Source organism: Granulicella aggregans (genome assembly GCF_014203275.1).
GTDB lineage: Bacteria > Acidobacteriota > Terriglobia > Terriglobales > Acidobacteriaceae > Edaphobacter.
On the sequence record NZ_JACHIP010000002.1, the window covers coordinates 677,642 to 693,302 of the forward strand.

Sequence of the window (15,661 nt, forward strand, 5' to 3'; positions counted from 1 at the left end):
CCATCTCCTATATTCCGAGGCTTTGGTAAGCCTCTTCAAGCAAGCTCATATCCATGATCCGCGATGGATCGGGCAGATTCTTGCGGCCAGTGACCAGCGCCGCGCCGTACATGTTCTTTTGCAGATCCTCGTCCGAGATCCAATAAGGGCCGCGCGAACCCGGCGTTTGATAGAGCGGCAACTGCAGCTTGTTGGTGCGCAGTTCGTGGTCGTAGCTCATGCCGAGGTCAGCGCCGTAGCGATCGACGGTGAGGTTTGCGGCGTACGCGGGATCCTTGTCGTTGTCCATCTTGCCGCGCAGACGTGCCTTCAGGAAACCGACAATCTCTTTGCGACGGCGCGTGATCGTGTCGCGCTGGGCGAAGAGCAGAGTTGAAGGAACCTTGTAGCCGAGCTGATCGAGACGCGTCACGAAGAAGTCTGAACCAAGTTTCATGCCCATGTTCTCGAAGACGATGGGCTGATTCGTGATGAAGCAGTAGTAGGCGTCGCCAGCGCCGTTCAACAGAGCCTCGGGCGAAAAGCCCACAGGGACCAGTTGATAATCCGGCGCGAAGTGGTTCAGTTTGAAGGTGCATTCAATGGTGGTGCGCTCGCTCGGGCCCTGCACCAGGAAGCGCGATCCGGGCAGGTCCGCAGGCTTGAGGATCGGCCGTTTCGGCAACGACATCAGGCCGCCGGGATGTACGGGGAAGATGGAGCCAATGATGACGAAGTCGTTGCCGCGAAGGATGGCGTCGAGCAGCGGTAGCCACTCGGCATCGCCCATGTGGGCGAGACCTGCGGCGACTTCGATCACAGGCTGCGGAGCGTTGGGGCCGCCGGGCCAGATCTTCAGCGGGCAGTGCTCCTGCTTGAAGTAGCCGCGCGCCTCCGCGACGAAGAGGTCGGCGTACTCGACGTTTGGAACCCAGCCGAGTGCGACGATGAGGTCTTTACTGGCGACCGACCTGCAGCCTGAGAGCCACGGAGCTGCTGAAGCTGTGGCCACGCCACTGCCGATGAATCGACGTCGACTCCATCTTTGCACTCGAAACCTATGCTCCAAAATTTTGCAACTGCTAGGCCAGAATATCGCGAATGACGCGGCCGGAGACGTCGGTGAGACGATAGTCGCGTCCGGCGTGGCGATAGGTCAGCTTCTTGTGGTCCATACCCAACTGATTCAGGATGGTCGCCTGGAAGTCGTGGATGTCGCACTCGTTCTTCGCGACCTTGTAGCCGTAGTCGTCAGACTCGCCGTAGGTGATGCCGCCCTTGATGCCGGCGCCCGCGAGCCACGAGGAGTACACCGAGGACTGGTGCGTGCGGCCGGCTTCGTTGGGAGCGCTGTCGCCGGGAGCACGGCCAAACTCAGTGGTCCAGACCACCAGCGTGTCTTCGAGCATGCCGCGCGACTTCAAATCTTGAAGCAGGCCGGCGATGGCTTTGTCGACCTTCTTCGCGGAAGTCGCGTGCATCTTGATGTCGAGATGCGCGTCCCAGTTTGTGTACTTGTCGGAGCCGGTGTCGATGAGTTCGACGAAGCGAACGCCGCGTTCCGCAAGGCGGCGAGCCATCAGGCACTGCCAGCCGAAGCCCTTCTTCGTGTCGCGCGTGATGCCGTACATGGCGAGGGTCGCGTCGCTCTCCTTGGTGATGTCGAAGACGTCGGGAGCTTCCTTCTGCATGCCGTACGCGGTCTCGAAGGTCTTGATGCGTGCGGCGAGCGTCTTGTCGGCATCGTGCTCGGCGAGATTGCGGCGATTGAAGAATTCGATGAGACCTAGGTCGAGGTCCTGCACTTCGAGCGACGCCTTACGCGTCATGTTCGGGATCGCCTCCTGCCCGGGCACGACGCGAATCCCCTGATGGCACGCGGGTAGAAACGAAGAGTCCCAGCAGGTTGCGCCGCCGTAGGGCACCTCGGGAGCGAGCACCATGTAGGACGGCAACTCCTTATCGAAGGTGCCGAGGCCATAGCTGACCCACGAGCCGATGCTCGGGCGCGCCTCGACGGCGGAGCCGCCGTGAATCTGCATGACCGCCTGCGAATGATTGGGAATGTCGCACTTCATAGAGCGGATGACGCAGATGTCGTCCATCATTGCGCCGACGTTGGGGAAGAGTTCGCTGACCTCGGTGTCGCACTTGGCGTAGCGGCTAAACTTGTACTTCGAGGCGTGGAGGAACTCGCCGTTGTACTCCTTGCCGTGGTCGCGCGTGAGCAGCGGCTTGGGATCGAAGGTGTCGACGTGCGAGACGCCGCCGCTCATGTAGAGGAAGATGACGCGCTTCGCCTTCGCGGGGAACATGGGTGACTTGGGCGCGAGCGGGTCGGCAGACTGTGCGGGCGTGGGCGTCTCGCCGAGCATCTCGTGCATCATTCCGGGGAGGAGCATGGAGGCGCTGGCCAGCGATTGGATGAAGCGTCTGCGTGTCTGGCTTGGGTTCTGCGACATGGGGATGACCTCTGGTGTTGCCTACTCGACGAACATGAACTCGTTGGTGGAGAACATGGCCTGGATGAAGTTGGAGACAGCCTTCTTGTGAGCGTCGTCGGGCGCGTCCGAGCGCGAGATGTAGAGAGCGGTAGCGCGCTTTAGGAACTCTTCCGAGCGATCGAGTTCTACCTTCTGCGCGGGCCTGCCATAGATGGTCACGAAGGCTTCTTCGATGATCTTCGAATCAGGCACCTTTGCCTCGGTCCATTGCGTGGCGAGGTTGTCAGAGCAGCGCTTGGGGAAGCTGGCATTCAAAAAGTAAAGCGCCTGCAGCGGGGTGAGGCTGCTGGTTCGCTGCTCGGTGCTGGCGTTCGCGTCCGCACCGTCGAAGAGCGTCAGGTACGGGTGCTTCACGCTGCGCTGCACCATCATGTAGACCGTGCGGTGGTCGTTCTCGTACCTGGTCACGTCAGGCGCGAAGGGGTTCTGTTCCTCCCAGTTCCACTGCGACTGTGGCGGGAAGGGATGGGGTTTGGCGGGTGTGAGATCGAGCAGCTTCGCGTCGGCCAGCATCGAGTCGCGAATCTCTTCGGCATCGAGACGGACACGCGAGTGCCGCCAGATCAGAGCGTTATCGGGATCGACCTCGTCGTTGGCCGCAGAGTCCGCGGTTGAGAGGCGGTAGGCATGTGAGAGCAGAATCTCGCGCTGAATCGTCTTGATCGACCAGCCCTTGGCGATGAACTCCGTTGCCAGATAATCGAGCAACGCCTGGTTATTGGGCGGGACTCCACGTGTGCCGAAGTTGTTCGGCGTAGGAACGATGCCGCGGCCGAAGTGTCCCTGCCATAGGCGATTGACGAGGACGCGCGCCGTAAGCGGATTGTCTTTGCTGGCGATCCAGTCCGCGAGTTGCAATCTTCCGCTGCCCTTGGTGCCGGCGGGCAGAGGGCCGCCGCCCAGCACCTGCAGAAATCCGCGCGGGACCTCTTCACCAAGATTCGTGGGATCGCCGTGAACTTGGATCTGTGCCTGTCGCACCGGGCCTTCGGTGACGGCGTAGGCGTTCTCCGGGAAGACAGGTGCGTGCGAATAAAGATTCATGCGGCGCGCTTCGAGCTGCGGCAGAATGTCGTCGTAGGTACCGGGTAGAGCGAAGACCGCATTGATCGCGCCGGCGATGGGCTTCAACTGCGCGTTGAAGTCCTTGATGTCCTGGCGGTCCGCGGACTTGGGGTCGCGATAGACGAAGCCGATCTGACGGCGTGAGACGTCGTCGCCGGGATCGGGGAACTTCGTGCTCTCGAGGATGCCGTAGATCGCGTAGTAGTCCGATGTTGGGACGGGATCGAACTTGTGGTCGTGGCAGCGAGCACAGGCGACCGTCATGCCCATGAAGGCATAACCGATGTTATCGACGGCATCGTTCAGGTATGCGCCATCGTAGCGGGAGGCGTTCGCGAGATAGCCCGTGGCAACGACGTTCGACCAGTGCTGCGGCTCGCTGTCTGAAGACAGCAGGTCGCCGGCGATCTGCTCCTTGATGAAGCGGTCGTAGGGCTTGTCCTCGTTAAAGGACTGGATGACATAGTCGCGATACTTCGAGGCCTGTGCGATGGGATAGTCGCCGCCGCCGCCGGAGGTGTCGGCGTAGCGGACGACATCAAGCCAGATGCGGCCCCAGCGTTCGCCGTAGGCCTTCGAGGCGAGCAGGCGGTCGACGAGGTTTTCGTAGGCGAGGGGCGAGTGGTCTGAGATGAAGGCAGAGACTTCAGCTGGGGAAGGTGGCAGGCCGGTGAGGTCGTAGGTGACGCGGCGGATCAGCGTGTGTTTGTCGGCGTCGGCGATAGGCTTCAGGTGCTTCTCGTCGAGCTTCGCGAGGACAAAACGGTCGATGTCGTTTTTTGCCCATGCGCTCCTAACATCAGGAACGGCGGGCGTGACGGGCGCCCTGAACGACCAGAAGTCGCGCTGCGCGGCGGAGACGGTCTTGATCGCTGGCGAAGCCGATCCCTTCGGCCAAGGCAGACCGTCGGCGATCCAGCGATCGATCGCGGCGACCTCGTCGGGCTTGAGTGCCTTGCGCGGCGGCATCTGCAGCTTCGGGTCGCTGTAGTGGACGGCGGTCGATAGTGTGCTCTGCTCGGGGTGGCCGGGGACGACGATATCGCCACTCTTGCCTCCGGCGAGCACGCCTTCACGCGAGTCGAGCCGCAGGCCGGCCTTCGCCGCGCTGGCGTGGCAGCTATAGCAGTTGTTCACCAGCACCGGGCGAACCTTGGTCTCGAAGAACTGTTCCTGCTCGGCGGACATCAGCGGAGAGGCTGCCGCCTGGGGTGCGCCTCCCAGCGCAACCGGTACTGCTTTCACAGCGGCAGCAGGAGCAGGCGCGCTTGCAACCGGCACCGGAGCGGCGGGGGTGGGGTTGTCTTTCAAATCTCCCGGCAGCGGCTCCGCGCTCTCGGCGATCCACTTGTCGATGGTTGCGATGTCCTCCGCGGAGAGCTTGCCCTTGGGCGGCATCTGCATATCGGGATCTTCGTAGTGGATGGTCTTCGTCAGCAGGCTCTTCTCGGGCTTGCCGAAGGCGACGATGGCGCCGTCCTCGCCACCCTTCATCACATCGGCGAGGGAGTCGAGGCGAAGCTGTCCACTGTGGCCGCCCAGAACGTGGCAGCCGGCACAGTTGCGGTCGATGATCGGCTTTACGTTCTGCTGGAAGCTGTCTTCTGTCGAAGGCTTTGTGGTCTGGGCCATTGCGTCAACAGATGCTGCCGCGAAGACGAGCGCGAGCGACGCCGCTGCCATGCCCGCGCTCTTACGCCACGGCATTTGAACTTCGCGTAGTCGTCGACCTAAATACATGAACACATCCTTCTGCGACTGGTGGCTGAATGGCGCACTACGCGGTCGCCGATGTTGCACGGGGAGGATGAACAAAGCTCCAGGGCGAGGGGCACTTCCGCCGTTAGATCATCAGAGAAATTGGTGGGAGTTGTGAAGCGTACCGACGCGCGTCGAGGCACAATCGATGGATTCGCTCTAGTGATAATGACAACAAACTTTACCCTGTGAAGTCCAATCAATTGTCACGATGGGTCCATTCGCGGAAGTGATTACAGCTCGTACTTTTGATCGCCTCGTACGAAGTTCGCGAGGAGTCAGATTGTTGTCGTTATCACATTGCGAAGCACCTTCGCGTTCGGTTTCAGCACTGGAACCTAATTAGGTACGCGATATCCACTGTTTTCACCGTTACGCAACGCGAATCCCCTTGATTGACGCGGTCTTCCCATCGATACTCAGGCTTGTAGGGAAGCTGAATTGCGATTCACAGAACACATCAGACACGCGGGCGAGAGACGGGCAGGACGAGACCACAACGTGAGCCGATATAGCCGTCAGGATGTTTTGAGAATTCTGCACCTGCACCACCACCAGCTTGCGGCATGGGAGCGGGCGGGGCTGGTTCTTCCCACGGAAACTTACAGCTTTGCCCACCTGAGCCAGTTGCGAACCTTGCGCGACCTGCGGGCCACGCGGTTGCCCTCGCGAAACATTCGTGCCTCCGTCACCGCGATGCAGCGCATGTCCGGCGTTGTGAATCCTCTGCTTGAATCAAGCGTGGTGCGGCATGGCTCGCGCGTGTCCTTCCGATATGCCGGAGCCCTGCTCGACCCGGTCACGCATCAACTCTCCTTCGACTTTGACCAGAGCCTCACCGAGGTGCTGCAGGTTGCAAACGGCGGCGTGATCACGCGTTCGCAGCGTGCGGTGGAGGTGCAGGAGATGTTTTTGCGGGCGGTGCAGTTTGAGGAAGACGCGTCGACGCTGGACGCCGCAGCGCTGCTATACGGCGAGATTCTGCAGATGAACCCGGATCACGCTCCGGCGTCGATCAATCTTGGAACGATTCACTACAATCGCCGCGACTTCGTTCGCGCCGAAGAGTTGTATCGCAACGCGACTGTTGCCGATCCTGACTACGCTCTCGCCTTCTTCGACCTGGGTAATGTGCTGGACGAGACCCTGCAGCTCGATGAGGCGATCGCCGCTTATCAACGCGCCATCGCGCTGGTGCCTCACTACGCCGACGCGCATTACAACCTTGCCCTCGCCTATGAACGACAAGGCGAACGTCGGCGTGCGCTGCGCCACTGGCTGATGTACACCCGGCTCGATCCCGTCGGCCCATGGGCCAGCCACGCCAAGATCCAGGCTCGGAAGATCCTGAGCAGCGAACGGTTGTCGATCGTGAGCCGGCGCGGCCAGCGAGTGCCCATCGCGGGATAGACTGCGGATTCGTGGCCTGACAGCACCCACTATCTGACAGACCAATCCTTACGTTCGCCGCGAAAAGACTACACTTGAGCTAGCAGCTAAAACTGCTCTCCTGATGAACCCGACCGATGTCCAATCCGAATATCCCGCACCGGCTGCGCCCACTGGCCCGGTAAATACGCCGATTCCGAAGGCTCCGCTGCCCTTTCTTGGGCTGGCGTGCGCCGTGGGCGTCTCGGGAATCTATTACAACCAGCCACTGCTGCTGGAGATGTCGCGGACCTTCCATACGACGGCTGGTCGGACCGGATTCGTCGCGGTCGCGACGCAGGTGGGATATGCCATCGGCCTTCTCTTCTTCGTGCCACTGGGCGATGTGCTGGAGCGCCGCACGCTGATCGTTCGCATGTTCGCCGCCGTGGCCGGAGCGTTGCTGCTGGTCGCTGCTGCGCCGAACCTTACTATTTTGCTGATCGGCAGCGCATTGATGGGGATCTTCTGCTCGGTGACGCATATCGTCCTTCCGATCGCGCCCGACCTGGTCGACGACGCGCAGCGCGGACGCGCGATCGGCATCGTGATGACGGGGCTGCTGCTGGGTATACTGCTGGCGCGGACGTTCTCGGGGTGGGTCAGCAATCTTGGCGGATGGCGCAGCGTCTTTATCATCGCGGCTATCGTGAACGCTACCTTTGCGCCGCTTATCTGGCGCTACATGCCGAAGCTGCCGCCGAAGCAGACCATCGCCTATCCCGACGCGATGCGTTCGCTATGGACGCTCTTTCGCACGCAACCGCTGCTGCGCGAATCCTGCGTGCTGGGCGCTCTGATCTTTGCGTCCTTCAGTTGCTTCTGGACGACGCTGGCCTTCGTGCTGTTCAGCCACTATGGGCTTGGGCCGGGAATAGCCGGAAGCTTCGGGCTCGTGGGCGCGGCCGGTGCGCTGGCCGCGCCCATAGCCGGCAAGTTCGCGGACAGGCGCGGATCGCGATGGGTGATCAGTCTCGGCATCGTGGTGTTGGCGAGCTCCTACGCGCTGTTGTGGGGCGCGGAGGAGGCGCGGCTGCCTTTCGCCGTACACATTGCGGCGCTCGCGGTGGGTGTGATCATCCTCGACGTGGGCGCGCAGATGATTCAGATCGCCAACCAGACGCGCATCTTCGGCCTCGATCCTTCGGCGCGGAGCCGTCTGAATACCGTCTACATGACGATCTACTTCAGTGGAGCTGCCGCTGGCTCCGCTCTGGCGACGATAGCGTGGACACACTGGAAGTGGAATGGCGTATGTGGACTGGCGATGAGCTTTATCGCGCTGGCGACGTTGCGTCACTTGACCGGGCGGCGCACGCCGGTTGTGGGACATCCCAGCGCGGATCGGACGCGTGAAGAGCCAGTGTGTCTCGAAGGCTGAGCCGGCTACTTCGCAGCGCCGCCGTAGACCGCTGGTTCACCGAGGCTGCCGGCCTTGGGAAGATGGCGGATGTAGAGGACCATCTGCCACATTTCTTTGTCAGAGAAGTCGCCACTCGAAGGCGGCATGCCAGAAGGGTAGATGCCATTCTTGATGACCCAGTGCAACTGCCCGTCGGTGTAAGACTGAACTTCGGCGCTGGCGAGCGATGGCACCTGCGGCGAGATGGTCGTCGCGAAGGGAACGCCGGTGTTCTGGCCGTCGAGCCCGTGGCAGACCATGCAGTATGCAGTGAAGCTCTGCTTGCCTTCGTCGATGCTCCCTTCGGATGCCTTGATCGGGTTGATGTCCTTCTTCCCGCCGACCGTGACGTGGTGCTTGGTCCAGTTGGCGATCTTCGTCTCTGCCTTTGAGGGCGGTTTCGCGGCGCAGCCAGCGAGTAGAGTCGGCAGGGCGACGAGCATGATCAGGCTACCCAGTCTCTTCATCGATATAGTACGAGGCATCATCGGATTGTAAAGCTCCGTTTCTTTTGCGAGGCAAACGTAGGCGGCGAATCGCCTACGGCATCAAATTGAACAGCGAGGGACTGCAAGTTGACTGAACAATCAGGATGGATTGAAACCACCGCGACGGTCGTCTCCTGCAGGTATCAGTTTGCGAGAATGAATACGTTTCGGATGGGGGTGCAGAGTGGCGAAAAATACCGCATCGCATTTGACTATGTTGCGCACGGCCAGACCTACTCCGACGAGTTTCAATCCGCTGTGGCCATTCCGCAAAATGAGCAGTTTTCGATTTGTTATAACCCTTTGGCACCGCAGCAGAACGATCGGTCTTCAGAAGGTGCCAGCGCGGGCCGAGCGCCTGTATTCGCGCTCGGCGTTGCTGGGTCGATCGTCCTATCGCTGCTGTGGCTGGCGGTGCTTCGCGGCTGTAGCTAGTTAGGCAATGATGTCGTGGATCACGTTGCCGGAGACGTCCGTCAGCCGGAAGTCGCGGCCGCTGGAACGGAAGGTCAGCTTGGTGTGATCGATGCCCATCAGGTAAAGAATGGTCGCGTGGATGTCGTGGACGTGGACTGGCTTGTCGACCACCTTCCAGCCGAAGTCATCGGTCGCGCCGTAGGTCATGCCGCCCTTGATGCCGCCGCCTGCAAGCCACATGCTGAAGCCGTGCGGGTTGTGGTCGCGACCGGCGTGGGTTCCGCCGCCGCCTAGCTCGACGACCGGGGTACGGCCGAACTCCGAGCCGCAGACGATGATCGTTTCGTCCAACAAGCCGCGTGCTTTGAGGTCCTTGATCAGCGCGGCGAAGGGCTGGTCGGAATCCTTTGCGTTCTTGCGGTGCGACTGGATGTCCGCGTGTGCATCCCACGGGTCGCCCAGCGAGTAATAGACCTGCACCATGCGAACACCCTTCTCGATGAGGCGGGCTGCTGTGAGGCAGCCGCGGGCGGTTGAGCCCTCACCGTACATCTTGATGGTGGCCTCGCTCTCCTTGCGCACGTCGAAGACGTCGGGGGCCTCGGTCTGCATCCGGAAGGCCGTCTCCATGGAGCCGATGGTCGCCTCGAGCTGCGGATCGGCGTCTGCGGGGCCGTAGGTCTGCTGCTCGCTCAGCGCGTCGAGCTTCTTGACGAGGTCGAGTTCCTTGCGCTGTTGGCCGATGTCGAACTTGTCGTTGTGGATGTTGGGGATCAGCTTGTAAGGGTCAAAGTCCTTCTGCCTCGTGTCGGTGGAAACATAGGTCGCCTGGTTGACAGCGGGGAGGAAGCCGGAGCTCCAGAGCGGCGGCCCGACGGTGCTGGGAACCTGCGGGCAGAGGACCACGAAGCCGGGAAGGTTCTTGTTCTCGACACCGAGACCATAGGTGAGCCACGATCCCATCGACGGACGGCCAATGATGTTCGCGCCGGTGTTCATCATGATCAGCGCGGGCTCGTGGTTGGGGATCTCGGTGAAGACCGAGCGGACGACGCAGATGTCGTCGGCGCACTCGCCCACGTTGGGGAAGAGCTCCGAGACTTCGAGGCCGCTTTTGCCGTAACGCTTGAACTCGAACGGCGACTTCATCAGCGTGCCGGTCTTGCGCTCGTGCCCAAGATCGCCACCGGGCATGGGCTGGCCGTGGTACTTCACAAGCGCCGGCTTGTTGTCGAAGCTGTCGATGTGCGAAAGACCGCCGTTCATGAAGAGGAAGATCACATGTTTGGCTTTGGGCTTAAAGCCGGGGTCTTTCAGCATGTACTCGGGGACGGGGGTCGATTCAGTGACAGCCGCTGCGCCACCGAGGCTTTCGGCCTGCGCCAGCGACTCGCCGATCATTCCGGCAAAGCTCATCATGGCGAATCCGCCGCCAATGCGGCGAAGGGCGTCTCTACGATCGATCGGTTTCGGTTTGACACACGACATGGGGAAATCTCCTCTGTTTCGAAGTGCCTGATGAACCTGCCATCAGTCTAGCGATTTCTTCTGCTACCTAATTCAAAAACTCAAACTCGTTGGAGCTGAATAACACACGCGAGTACTGCTTCCACGCGGTCATCGGCTCCTGTGCGACAAGGTATCCGGGCTTCTCCGGCGTGTTCATCAAGAAGTCGAGACCGGCCTGTAGCTCCGCTGGCGTCGGCGCTCTTCCGTAGAGAAGGCGATAGGCCTCGGTGATGCGAGCCGAGTCGTCTCCTTTGTCGTAGACGCGTTCGGCGAGCTTGCCAGCCTGCGCGTAGACCCATGCGTTATTCATGAAGTAGAGACGCTGTACGGGCACGTTGGTGGAGAAGCGCTGCTCCGCCGTGAACGTGGGGTTGGGGAAGTCGAAGGCCTGCAGGAAGCTGTCGATGCGGAAGCGGCTGACCTTGGCGTAGACCGTGCGGCGATCGTTGTCGAGGCCAAGCTCCGTCGCCGGACCGCCTGCGCCCTTCTTATCGAGATCGCCTGCTACGAACAGCATCGAGTCGCGAAGCTGCTCGGCGTCGAGACGCTGTACGGAGAAGTGCGAGTAGAGGCGATTGAGAGGGTCCTTGACGTGCTCGTCGGGAGTCTCCTTGCTGCTCTGCTGATAGACAGCGGAGAGCATGATCGTCCGCTGCAGCTTCTTGAGCGACATGCCATCCTTGCGGAACTTGATGGCGAGGTAATCGAGCAGCTCGGGATCGGACGGCGGATCGCCGACCTTGCCGAAGTTGTCGGCGGAGTTCACGATGCCCGTGCCGAAGTGCCACTTCCATACTCGATTGACAATGACGCGCGACGCGAGCGGGCTGGCGATGATGTCTTCCGCCAACTGCAGACGGCCGCTGCCTTCGGTGTAGGGCTTCTTGTCCGAAGGGCCGAGCACGGTGACGAAGCCGCGCGGGACGATGTCGCCATGCGCGTGAGGATTGCCGCGCAGATCAAGAGCGATGTCGACTGCCTTCGGCTTGTCCGCCGTGCCATGCGCAAAGGGATACTGCTCCCCGACGGCAGTGGTGCGGCCACCGTGTCCCATCTCCTTTTGAAGCTGTGCGAAGTAGGCCTGCTGTGCAGGGCCCAGCCGCCGGACAAGGTCCCATCCACGGAAGACGAAGAGGCCGGGCAGACCTCGCTCCTCGAAGACGCCCGTACCGAGCTGGCGCAGGAACATGTCTTCGTAGAGATTTGCCTTCTCGGGCGATAACACCTTCAACTCCAGCGTGCAGCCGGGGCAGAACTGGTCGTAGGTGTCGAAGTCCGAGGGCTTCACGTCCTTCTCGCGCTCGGTGGGAACGCCCGCCTTGGCCTTGATCTTGTCGTTCTCTTCTTCAACCTTCGCGTTCTCAAGCTCGAGGTCGATGATGCGTTGCTGGAAGGACTCCGCCAATGCCTTGGCCTGATCTTCCGTGCCGCCCTGCGCGACCATCATCTGCCAGTCGATCAGGTAGGGATAGTAGGTCGGCTTCTTGGCGAGGAACTTGACCCAGCGATCCAGCATCTCCGGGTCGAGCTTCGCTCCGTCCGCCGCGTCCTCAACCTTTTTCTTCGGCTTGCCCGATACCTGCCAGGCGGCGACCATGTAGTCCGTCGCCTGCGCAGCGTAGGCCTCGGCCACCTGCGATGAGGTCTCCTTCATGTACTTGAAGGTGGCTTCGTCGAGGTCGTTGGCATGCTTGAACTTTCCTCGCCAGAAGTCAACCTCGGAGTCGGGAACGAAGTTGTACTCCTTGTAAGTGGAGCTGGCGAAGATGCCGCCCAGAGCGTAGTAGTCCTTCGCAAGGATGGGGTCGTACTTGTGATCGTGGCAGCGCGCGCAGGCTACCGTGAGGCCGAGCATGCCGCGAGTCACAGCGTCGATGCGTTCGTTGCGTTCGTCCGCGCGTCCCTGGATCGGCTCAGCCTGGTCCCAGATCCATGGCGCTCCGCCGAGGAAGCCGGTTGCCTTCAGATCTTCGGCCGTCGGCTTCTTCGACATCAGGTCGCCGGCAAGCTGCATCTTGACGAACTTGTCGTAGGTCACGTCGTCGTTGACGGCCTTAATGACCCAGTCGCGATAGACCCATGCCCCATCGAAGGGCATGTAGCCACGGCCACGCGGATCGAGGCCGCGAATATCGTCATCGCCATAGCGGGCGACATCGAGCCAGTGACGGCCCCAGCGCTCACCGTATGCGGACGAGGCGAGCAGGCGATCGACCACCTTCGCGAAGGCGTCTGGCGAACCATCCTTCTCAAAGTCGGCGATCTCTTCTGGCGTCGGCGGCAGGCCGGTCAGGTCAAGCGTCGCGCGGCGAATCAACGTTCGCTTGTCCGCCATTGGCGCGGGCTTAAGACCCTTCTCTTCAAGCTTGGCAAGAACGAAGTGGTCGATGTCGGACTTCGCCCATGACTTCAGCGCCGGGTCCTTGATCGCCGGAACCGGGTAGTCCTTCAGCGGCACGAATGACCACCACTTCCTCATATCGTCGGTGATCTGCTTGCCCGCAACGCGGATCGGAGCGGTGGACTTCGGCCAGGGCGCACCCATCTTCACCCAATCGGAGAGCGTGGCGATATCGGCCTCCGACATCTTCGGCGCCTTCTTCGGCATCTTCAGCTCGCCCGACTGGTGTACGGCTATCAGCAGAAGACTCTTGTCGGGATCGCCCACGACGATGCCGGGGCCGGTGTCACCACCCTTGAGCAAACCTTCGCGAGTGGCGAGACTGAGGCCGCCGGCTTCGCGATCGACGTGGCAACTGTTGCACTGCGCAGCGAAGATGGGACGGACTTTGTTTTCGAAGTAGTCGTCACCGGGCGAGCCCTTGGCCTGCGCCACCGTCAGCAGCGCAACGACGGGCTTGGTCGGTTCGGCGGAGTCCCACACGCCGCCGCGCTTCACCCACTCGGCAAGGTCAGCAACCTCGCTGGCGGTAAGCTTCTCGCCTTTGGGCGGCATCTTCAGGTCGCCGGTCTGGCGAACAGCGGCAATCAGAGTGCTCTTCTCCGGATCGCCGGGAATGATCGCCGGGCCGGAGTCTCCGCCCTTCAGCACAGCCTCATGAGAATCAAGACGCAGGCCCCCGGCCATCTCCGTGGTGTGGCAGGTGTAGCAGCTCTGCGCGAAGATGGGGCGAACCTTCTGGGTAAAGAACTGGGTGTTGTCTTCTTCGGACGGCGTCGCAGCAGCGGCTGTGCGAGCTGGTACGGCAGCTTTCTCCTGCCCATGCACGGACAGGATGACGCCGGCGCCGAGGCCAAAGGTGGCAAGCGTACAGGCAGCAATGATCGGGTTCGGAATCCACTGACTTCTCATACAGCCTCTTCTTCTCCGTCTACCGCAGATTCATCGAGTGCCTGATCGTCATGACGATTGCCACGTGAGAAACGTTCCACGTAATCGACGAGATCGAGGAACTCCTGTCCATTCTTCTTCAGGCTCATTCCGGCTTCGTTACCCGGGAGCTTCATGTCGAGCGCGACCTTCGAACCGCAATGATCTTCATGGCTCGAACGAGCGAGCACGATCAAACGCGTGCCAAGATAGAGTGCCTCGGCGGTGTTGTGCGTTACGAAGACGATGGTCGGCTTCGACTCGTTCCAGACCGTCTTAAGTAATCTCTGCAGACTGGCACGCGTCGCCGGATCAAGCGCACTGAAGGCCTCGTCCATCAGCAGGACGCGGTTCTTCATCATCAGCGCCTGCGCGATGGCGACGCGCTGCTGCATGCCACCTGAAAGCTGGTGCGGGTACTTGCCCGCGTCGGTTGGGCGCAGGCCCATGTGCTCGAGCTGGCGCATCGCCTCTTTGCGAACCTGTTTGCGGAAGCTGCGGAAGCCGGGCATAAGTCGCCCGAGGATGTGGTACTTCGAGGTCTCCGGGCCCATGGTCAGGTTGTCGAGGACTGTGCGATCGGGGAAGAGCGAGTATTTCTGCGGGACGTAGCCGGAGCGCGCATCGACGCGCTCGACAGCCTTGCCTGAGACATAGACCTTTCCAGACGTTGGCCGTTCCTGGCCTAGGATCATTCGCAGCAGCGTGCTCTTGCCGCAGCCCGTCTCGCCCAACAAAACGACGAACTCGCCGTCTTCAATCTCGAGTGAGATGTTCTCAAGCACGGTGCGCTGCTTCTTCTTAGCCAGCGGATAACACATCGAAACGCCGTCGACATGGATCGACGTAGCGGCAGGTGATGGCATCGCGACCACAGTGCCGGTCTCGTTCGCAACTTTCACAGGAGCGCTCACGCCTGAAACCATGGATGCATCCTCCTGTTCAGAAGTCGCAGCGAAAGGTCGATCGCGAAGAGCAGGAACGCCACCCACAGAACGTACGGCAGGATCACGTCCATGCCCATGTGGCGGCGCATGATGGCGATGCGATACGCGAGGCCGTCCGAGGCCGCGATCATCTCGCCCGCGAAGAGGAAGAGCATCATCGGCTTCAGGTTCAGTCGCAGGCTGTTGATGACCTGCGGAAGCACTTGCCGGAAGACCACGCGATAAGCGACGTCGAAGTTGTTCGCATCCAGAGTGAAGGCCTTGACGATCTGCTCCTGCGGCACTGCCTTCACCATCTGGGTCACGTCGAGGATCATGGTCGGCGCGACGCCGATGACGATGAGCGCGATCTTCGACCACTCATCGATGCCGAAGACGATGAACAATATCGGCAGCAGCGAGAGCGCCACGATCTTGTCGAAGAAGAGGACGAAGCGCAGGAAGCCAGCGCCGAACCATGGGAAGAGACCGATGTGGAGCGCCAGCACCACTGCGGGAATCAGCAGAGCGAGGCTGATCAGGAAACGGCGGCCGCTCGAGACCGTGTCCTTCACGATCATCGAATGCTTGAAACGCTCCCACTTCGAGGCATCGTCAGCGGGGATGTAGTCGTCTTCTTCCGCTGGCTCGAAGACGGAGGCATGAATGCCATTCGCAAGCTGCGTGGCGTTGGGGGTGACGCGATCTTCGGGGTTCTCCTTATGCCGGTTGATCGAGGTCTGCATGTAGAGACCGATGCAGATCAGGAACAACAGACACGACAAGGCCTGGGCCACCAGCCGGTTGGGCCGGGCTTGTATATCGACGATGTCGAACGGAGAGAAGGCGGCCAT

Annotated in this window: 11 protein-coding genes; 3 read left to right on the plus strand and 8 right to left on the minus strand. The window is 61.2% G+C overall.

What is annotated here, in order from left to right; all coding sequences use genetic code 11:
- Window positions 1-7: 7 nt before the first annotated feature.
- From HDF16_RS08180 to HDF16_RS08190, 3 genes are all read right to left on the minus strand, one after another.
- On the minus strand, window positions 8-991 hold the full coding sequence (locus HDF16_RS08180) for an ABC transporter substrate-binding protein (protein ID WP_184215386.1): 984 nt from the start codon (window positions 989-991) through the stop codon (window positions 8-10).
- 70 nt (window positions 992-1,061) lie between these two features.
- Window positions 1,062-2,441, minus strand: a complete 1,380-nt coding sequence (locus HDF16_RS08185; RefSeq protein WP_184215388.1) for a DUF1501 domain-containing protein — start codon at window positions 2,439-2,441, stop codon at window positions 1,062-1,064.
- A gap of 21 nt (window positions 2,442-2,462) precedes the next feature.
- Window positions 2,463-5,288: a DUF1553 domain-containing protein gene (locus HDF16_RS08190; protein ID WP_221312600.1), complete on the minus strand. Its 2,826-nt coding sequence runs from the start codon at window positions 5,286-5,288 to the stop codon at window positions 2,463-2,465.
- Between the two features lie 519 nt (window positions 5,289-5,807).
- Here HDF16_RS08190 and HDF16_RS08195 point away from each other — a divergent pair.
- Window positions 5,808-6,716, plus strand: coding sequence for a tetratricopeptide repeat protein (locus tag HDF16_RS08195; protein ID WP_184215393.1), 909 nt, complete (start codon window positions 5,808-5,810; stop codon window positions 6,714-6,716).
- A 103-nt stretch (window positions 6,717-6,819) separates the two neighbouring features.
- Entirely contained in the window at window positions 6,820-8,115 is a 1,296-nt protein-coding gene (locus tag HDF16_RS08200; RefSeq protein ID WP_184215396.1) for an MFS transporter, read from the plus strand.
- A 5-nt stretch (window positions 8,116-8,120) separates the two neighbouring features.
- Here the strand turns inward: HDF16_RS08200 and HDF16_RS08205 are convergent, their stop codons facing one another.
- Entirely contained in the window at window positions 8,121-8,603 is a 483-nt protein-coding gene (locus tag HDF16_RS08205; protein WP_246408877.1) for a c-type cytochrome, read from the minus strand.
- Between the two features lie 108 nt (window positions 8,604-8,711).
- Here HDF16_RS08205 and HDF16_RS08210 point away from each other — a divergent pair, with 108 nt between their 5' ends.
- Window positions 8,712-9,059 (plus strand): hypothetical protein, encoded by a 348-nt coding sequence (locus tag HDF16_RS08210; protein ID WP_221312602.1) that lies wholly within the window; start codon window positions 8,712-8,714, stop codon window positions 9,057-9,059.
- Here HDF16_RS08210 and HDF16_RS08215 read toward each other — a convergent pair whose 3' ends face one another.
- From HDF16_RS08215 to HDF16_RS08230, 4 genes are all read right to left on the minus strand, one after another.
- Window positions 9,060-10,529: a DUF1501 domain-containing protein gene (locus HDF16_RS08215; protein WP_184215404.1), complete on the minus strand. Its 1,470-nt coding sequence runs from the start codon at window positions 10,527-10,529 to the stop codon at window positions 9,060-9,062.
- Between the two features lie 67 nt (window positions 10,530-10,596).
- Window positions 10,597-13,863, minus strand: coding sequence for a PSD1 and planctomycete cytochrome C domain-containing protein (locus tag HDF16_RS08220; RefSeq protein WP_184215407.1), 3,267 nt, complete (start codon window positions 13,861-13,863; stop codon window positions 10,597-10,599).
- Entirely contained in the window at window positions 13,860-14,807 is a 948-nt protein-coding gene (locus HDF16_RS08225) for an ABC transporter ATP-binding protein (RefSeq protein ID WP_184215410.1), read from the minus strand. The genes HDF16_RS08220 and HDF16_RS08225 overlap by 4 nt, the downstream gene beginning before the upstream one ends.
- Window positions 14,792-15,661, minus strand: a complete 870-nt coding sequence (locus tag HDF16_RS08230; protein ID WP_184215412.1) for an ABC transporter permease — start codon at window positions 15,659-15,661, stop codon at window positions 14,792-14,794. The genes HDF16_RS08225 and HDF16_RS08230 overlap by 16 nt, the downstream gene beginning before the upstream one ends.

What these genes read in the sequence shown, in the direction of transcription:
- HDF16_RS08185 (WP_184215388.1), bottom strand. Translation starts at nt 2,441, where the DNA reads ATGTCGCAGAACCCAAGCCAGACACGCAGACGCTTCATCCAATCGCTG.
- HDF16_RS08190 (WP_221312600.1), bottom strand. Translation starts at nt 5,288, where the DNA reads ATGTATTTAGGTCGACGACTACGCGAAGTTCAAATGCCGTGGCGTAAG.
- HDF16_RS08200 (WP_184215396.1), top strand. Translation starts at nt 6,820, where the DNA reads ATGAACCCGACCGATGTCCAATCCGAATATCCCGCACCGGCTGCGCCC.
- HDF16_RS08205 (WP_246408877.1), bottom strand. Translation starts at nt 8,603, where the DNA reads ATGAAGAGACTGGGTAGCCTGATCATGCTCGTCGCCCTGCCGACTCTA.
- HDF16_RS08215 (WP_184215404.1), bottom strand. Translation starts at nt 10,529, where the DNA reads ATGTCGTGTGTCAAACCGAAACCGATCGATCGTAGAGACGCCCTTCGC.
- HDF16_RS08220 (WP_184215407.1), bottom strand. Translation starts at nt 13,863, where the DNA reads ATGAGAAGTCAGTGGATTCCGAACCCGATCATTGCTGCCTGTACGCTT.
- HDF16_RS08225 (WP_184215410.1), bottom strand. Translation starts at nt 14,807, where the DNA reads ATGGTTTCAGGCGTGAGCGCTCCTGTGAAAGTTGCGAACGAGACCGGC.
- HDF16_RS08230 (WP_184215412.1), bottom strand. Translation starts at nt 15,661, where the DNA reads ATGGCCGCCTTCTCTCCGTTCGACATCGTCGATATACAAGCCCGGCCC.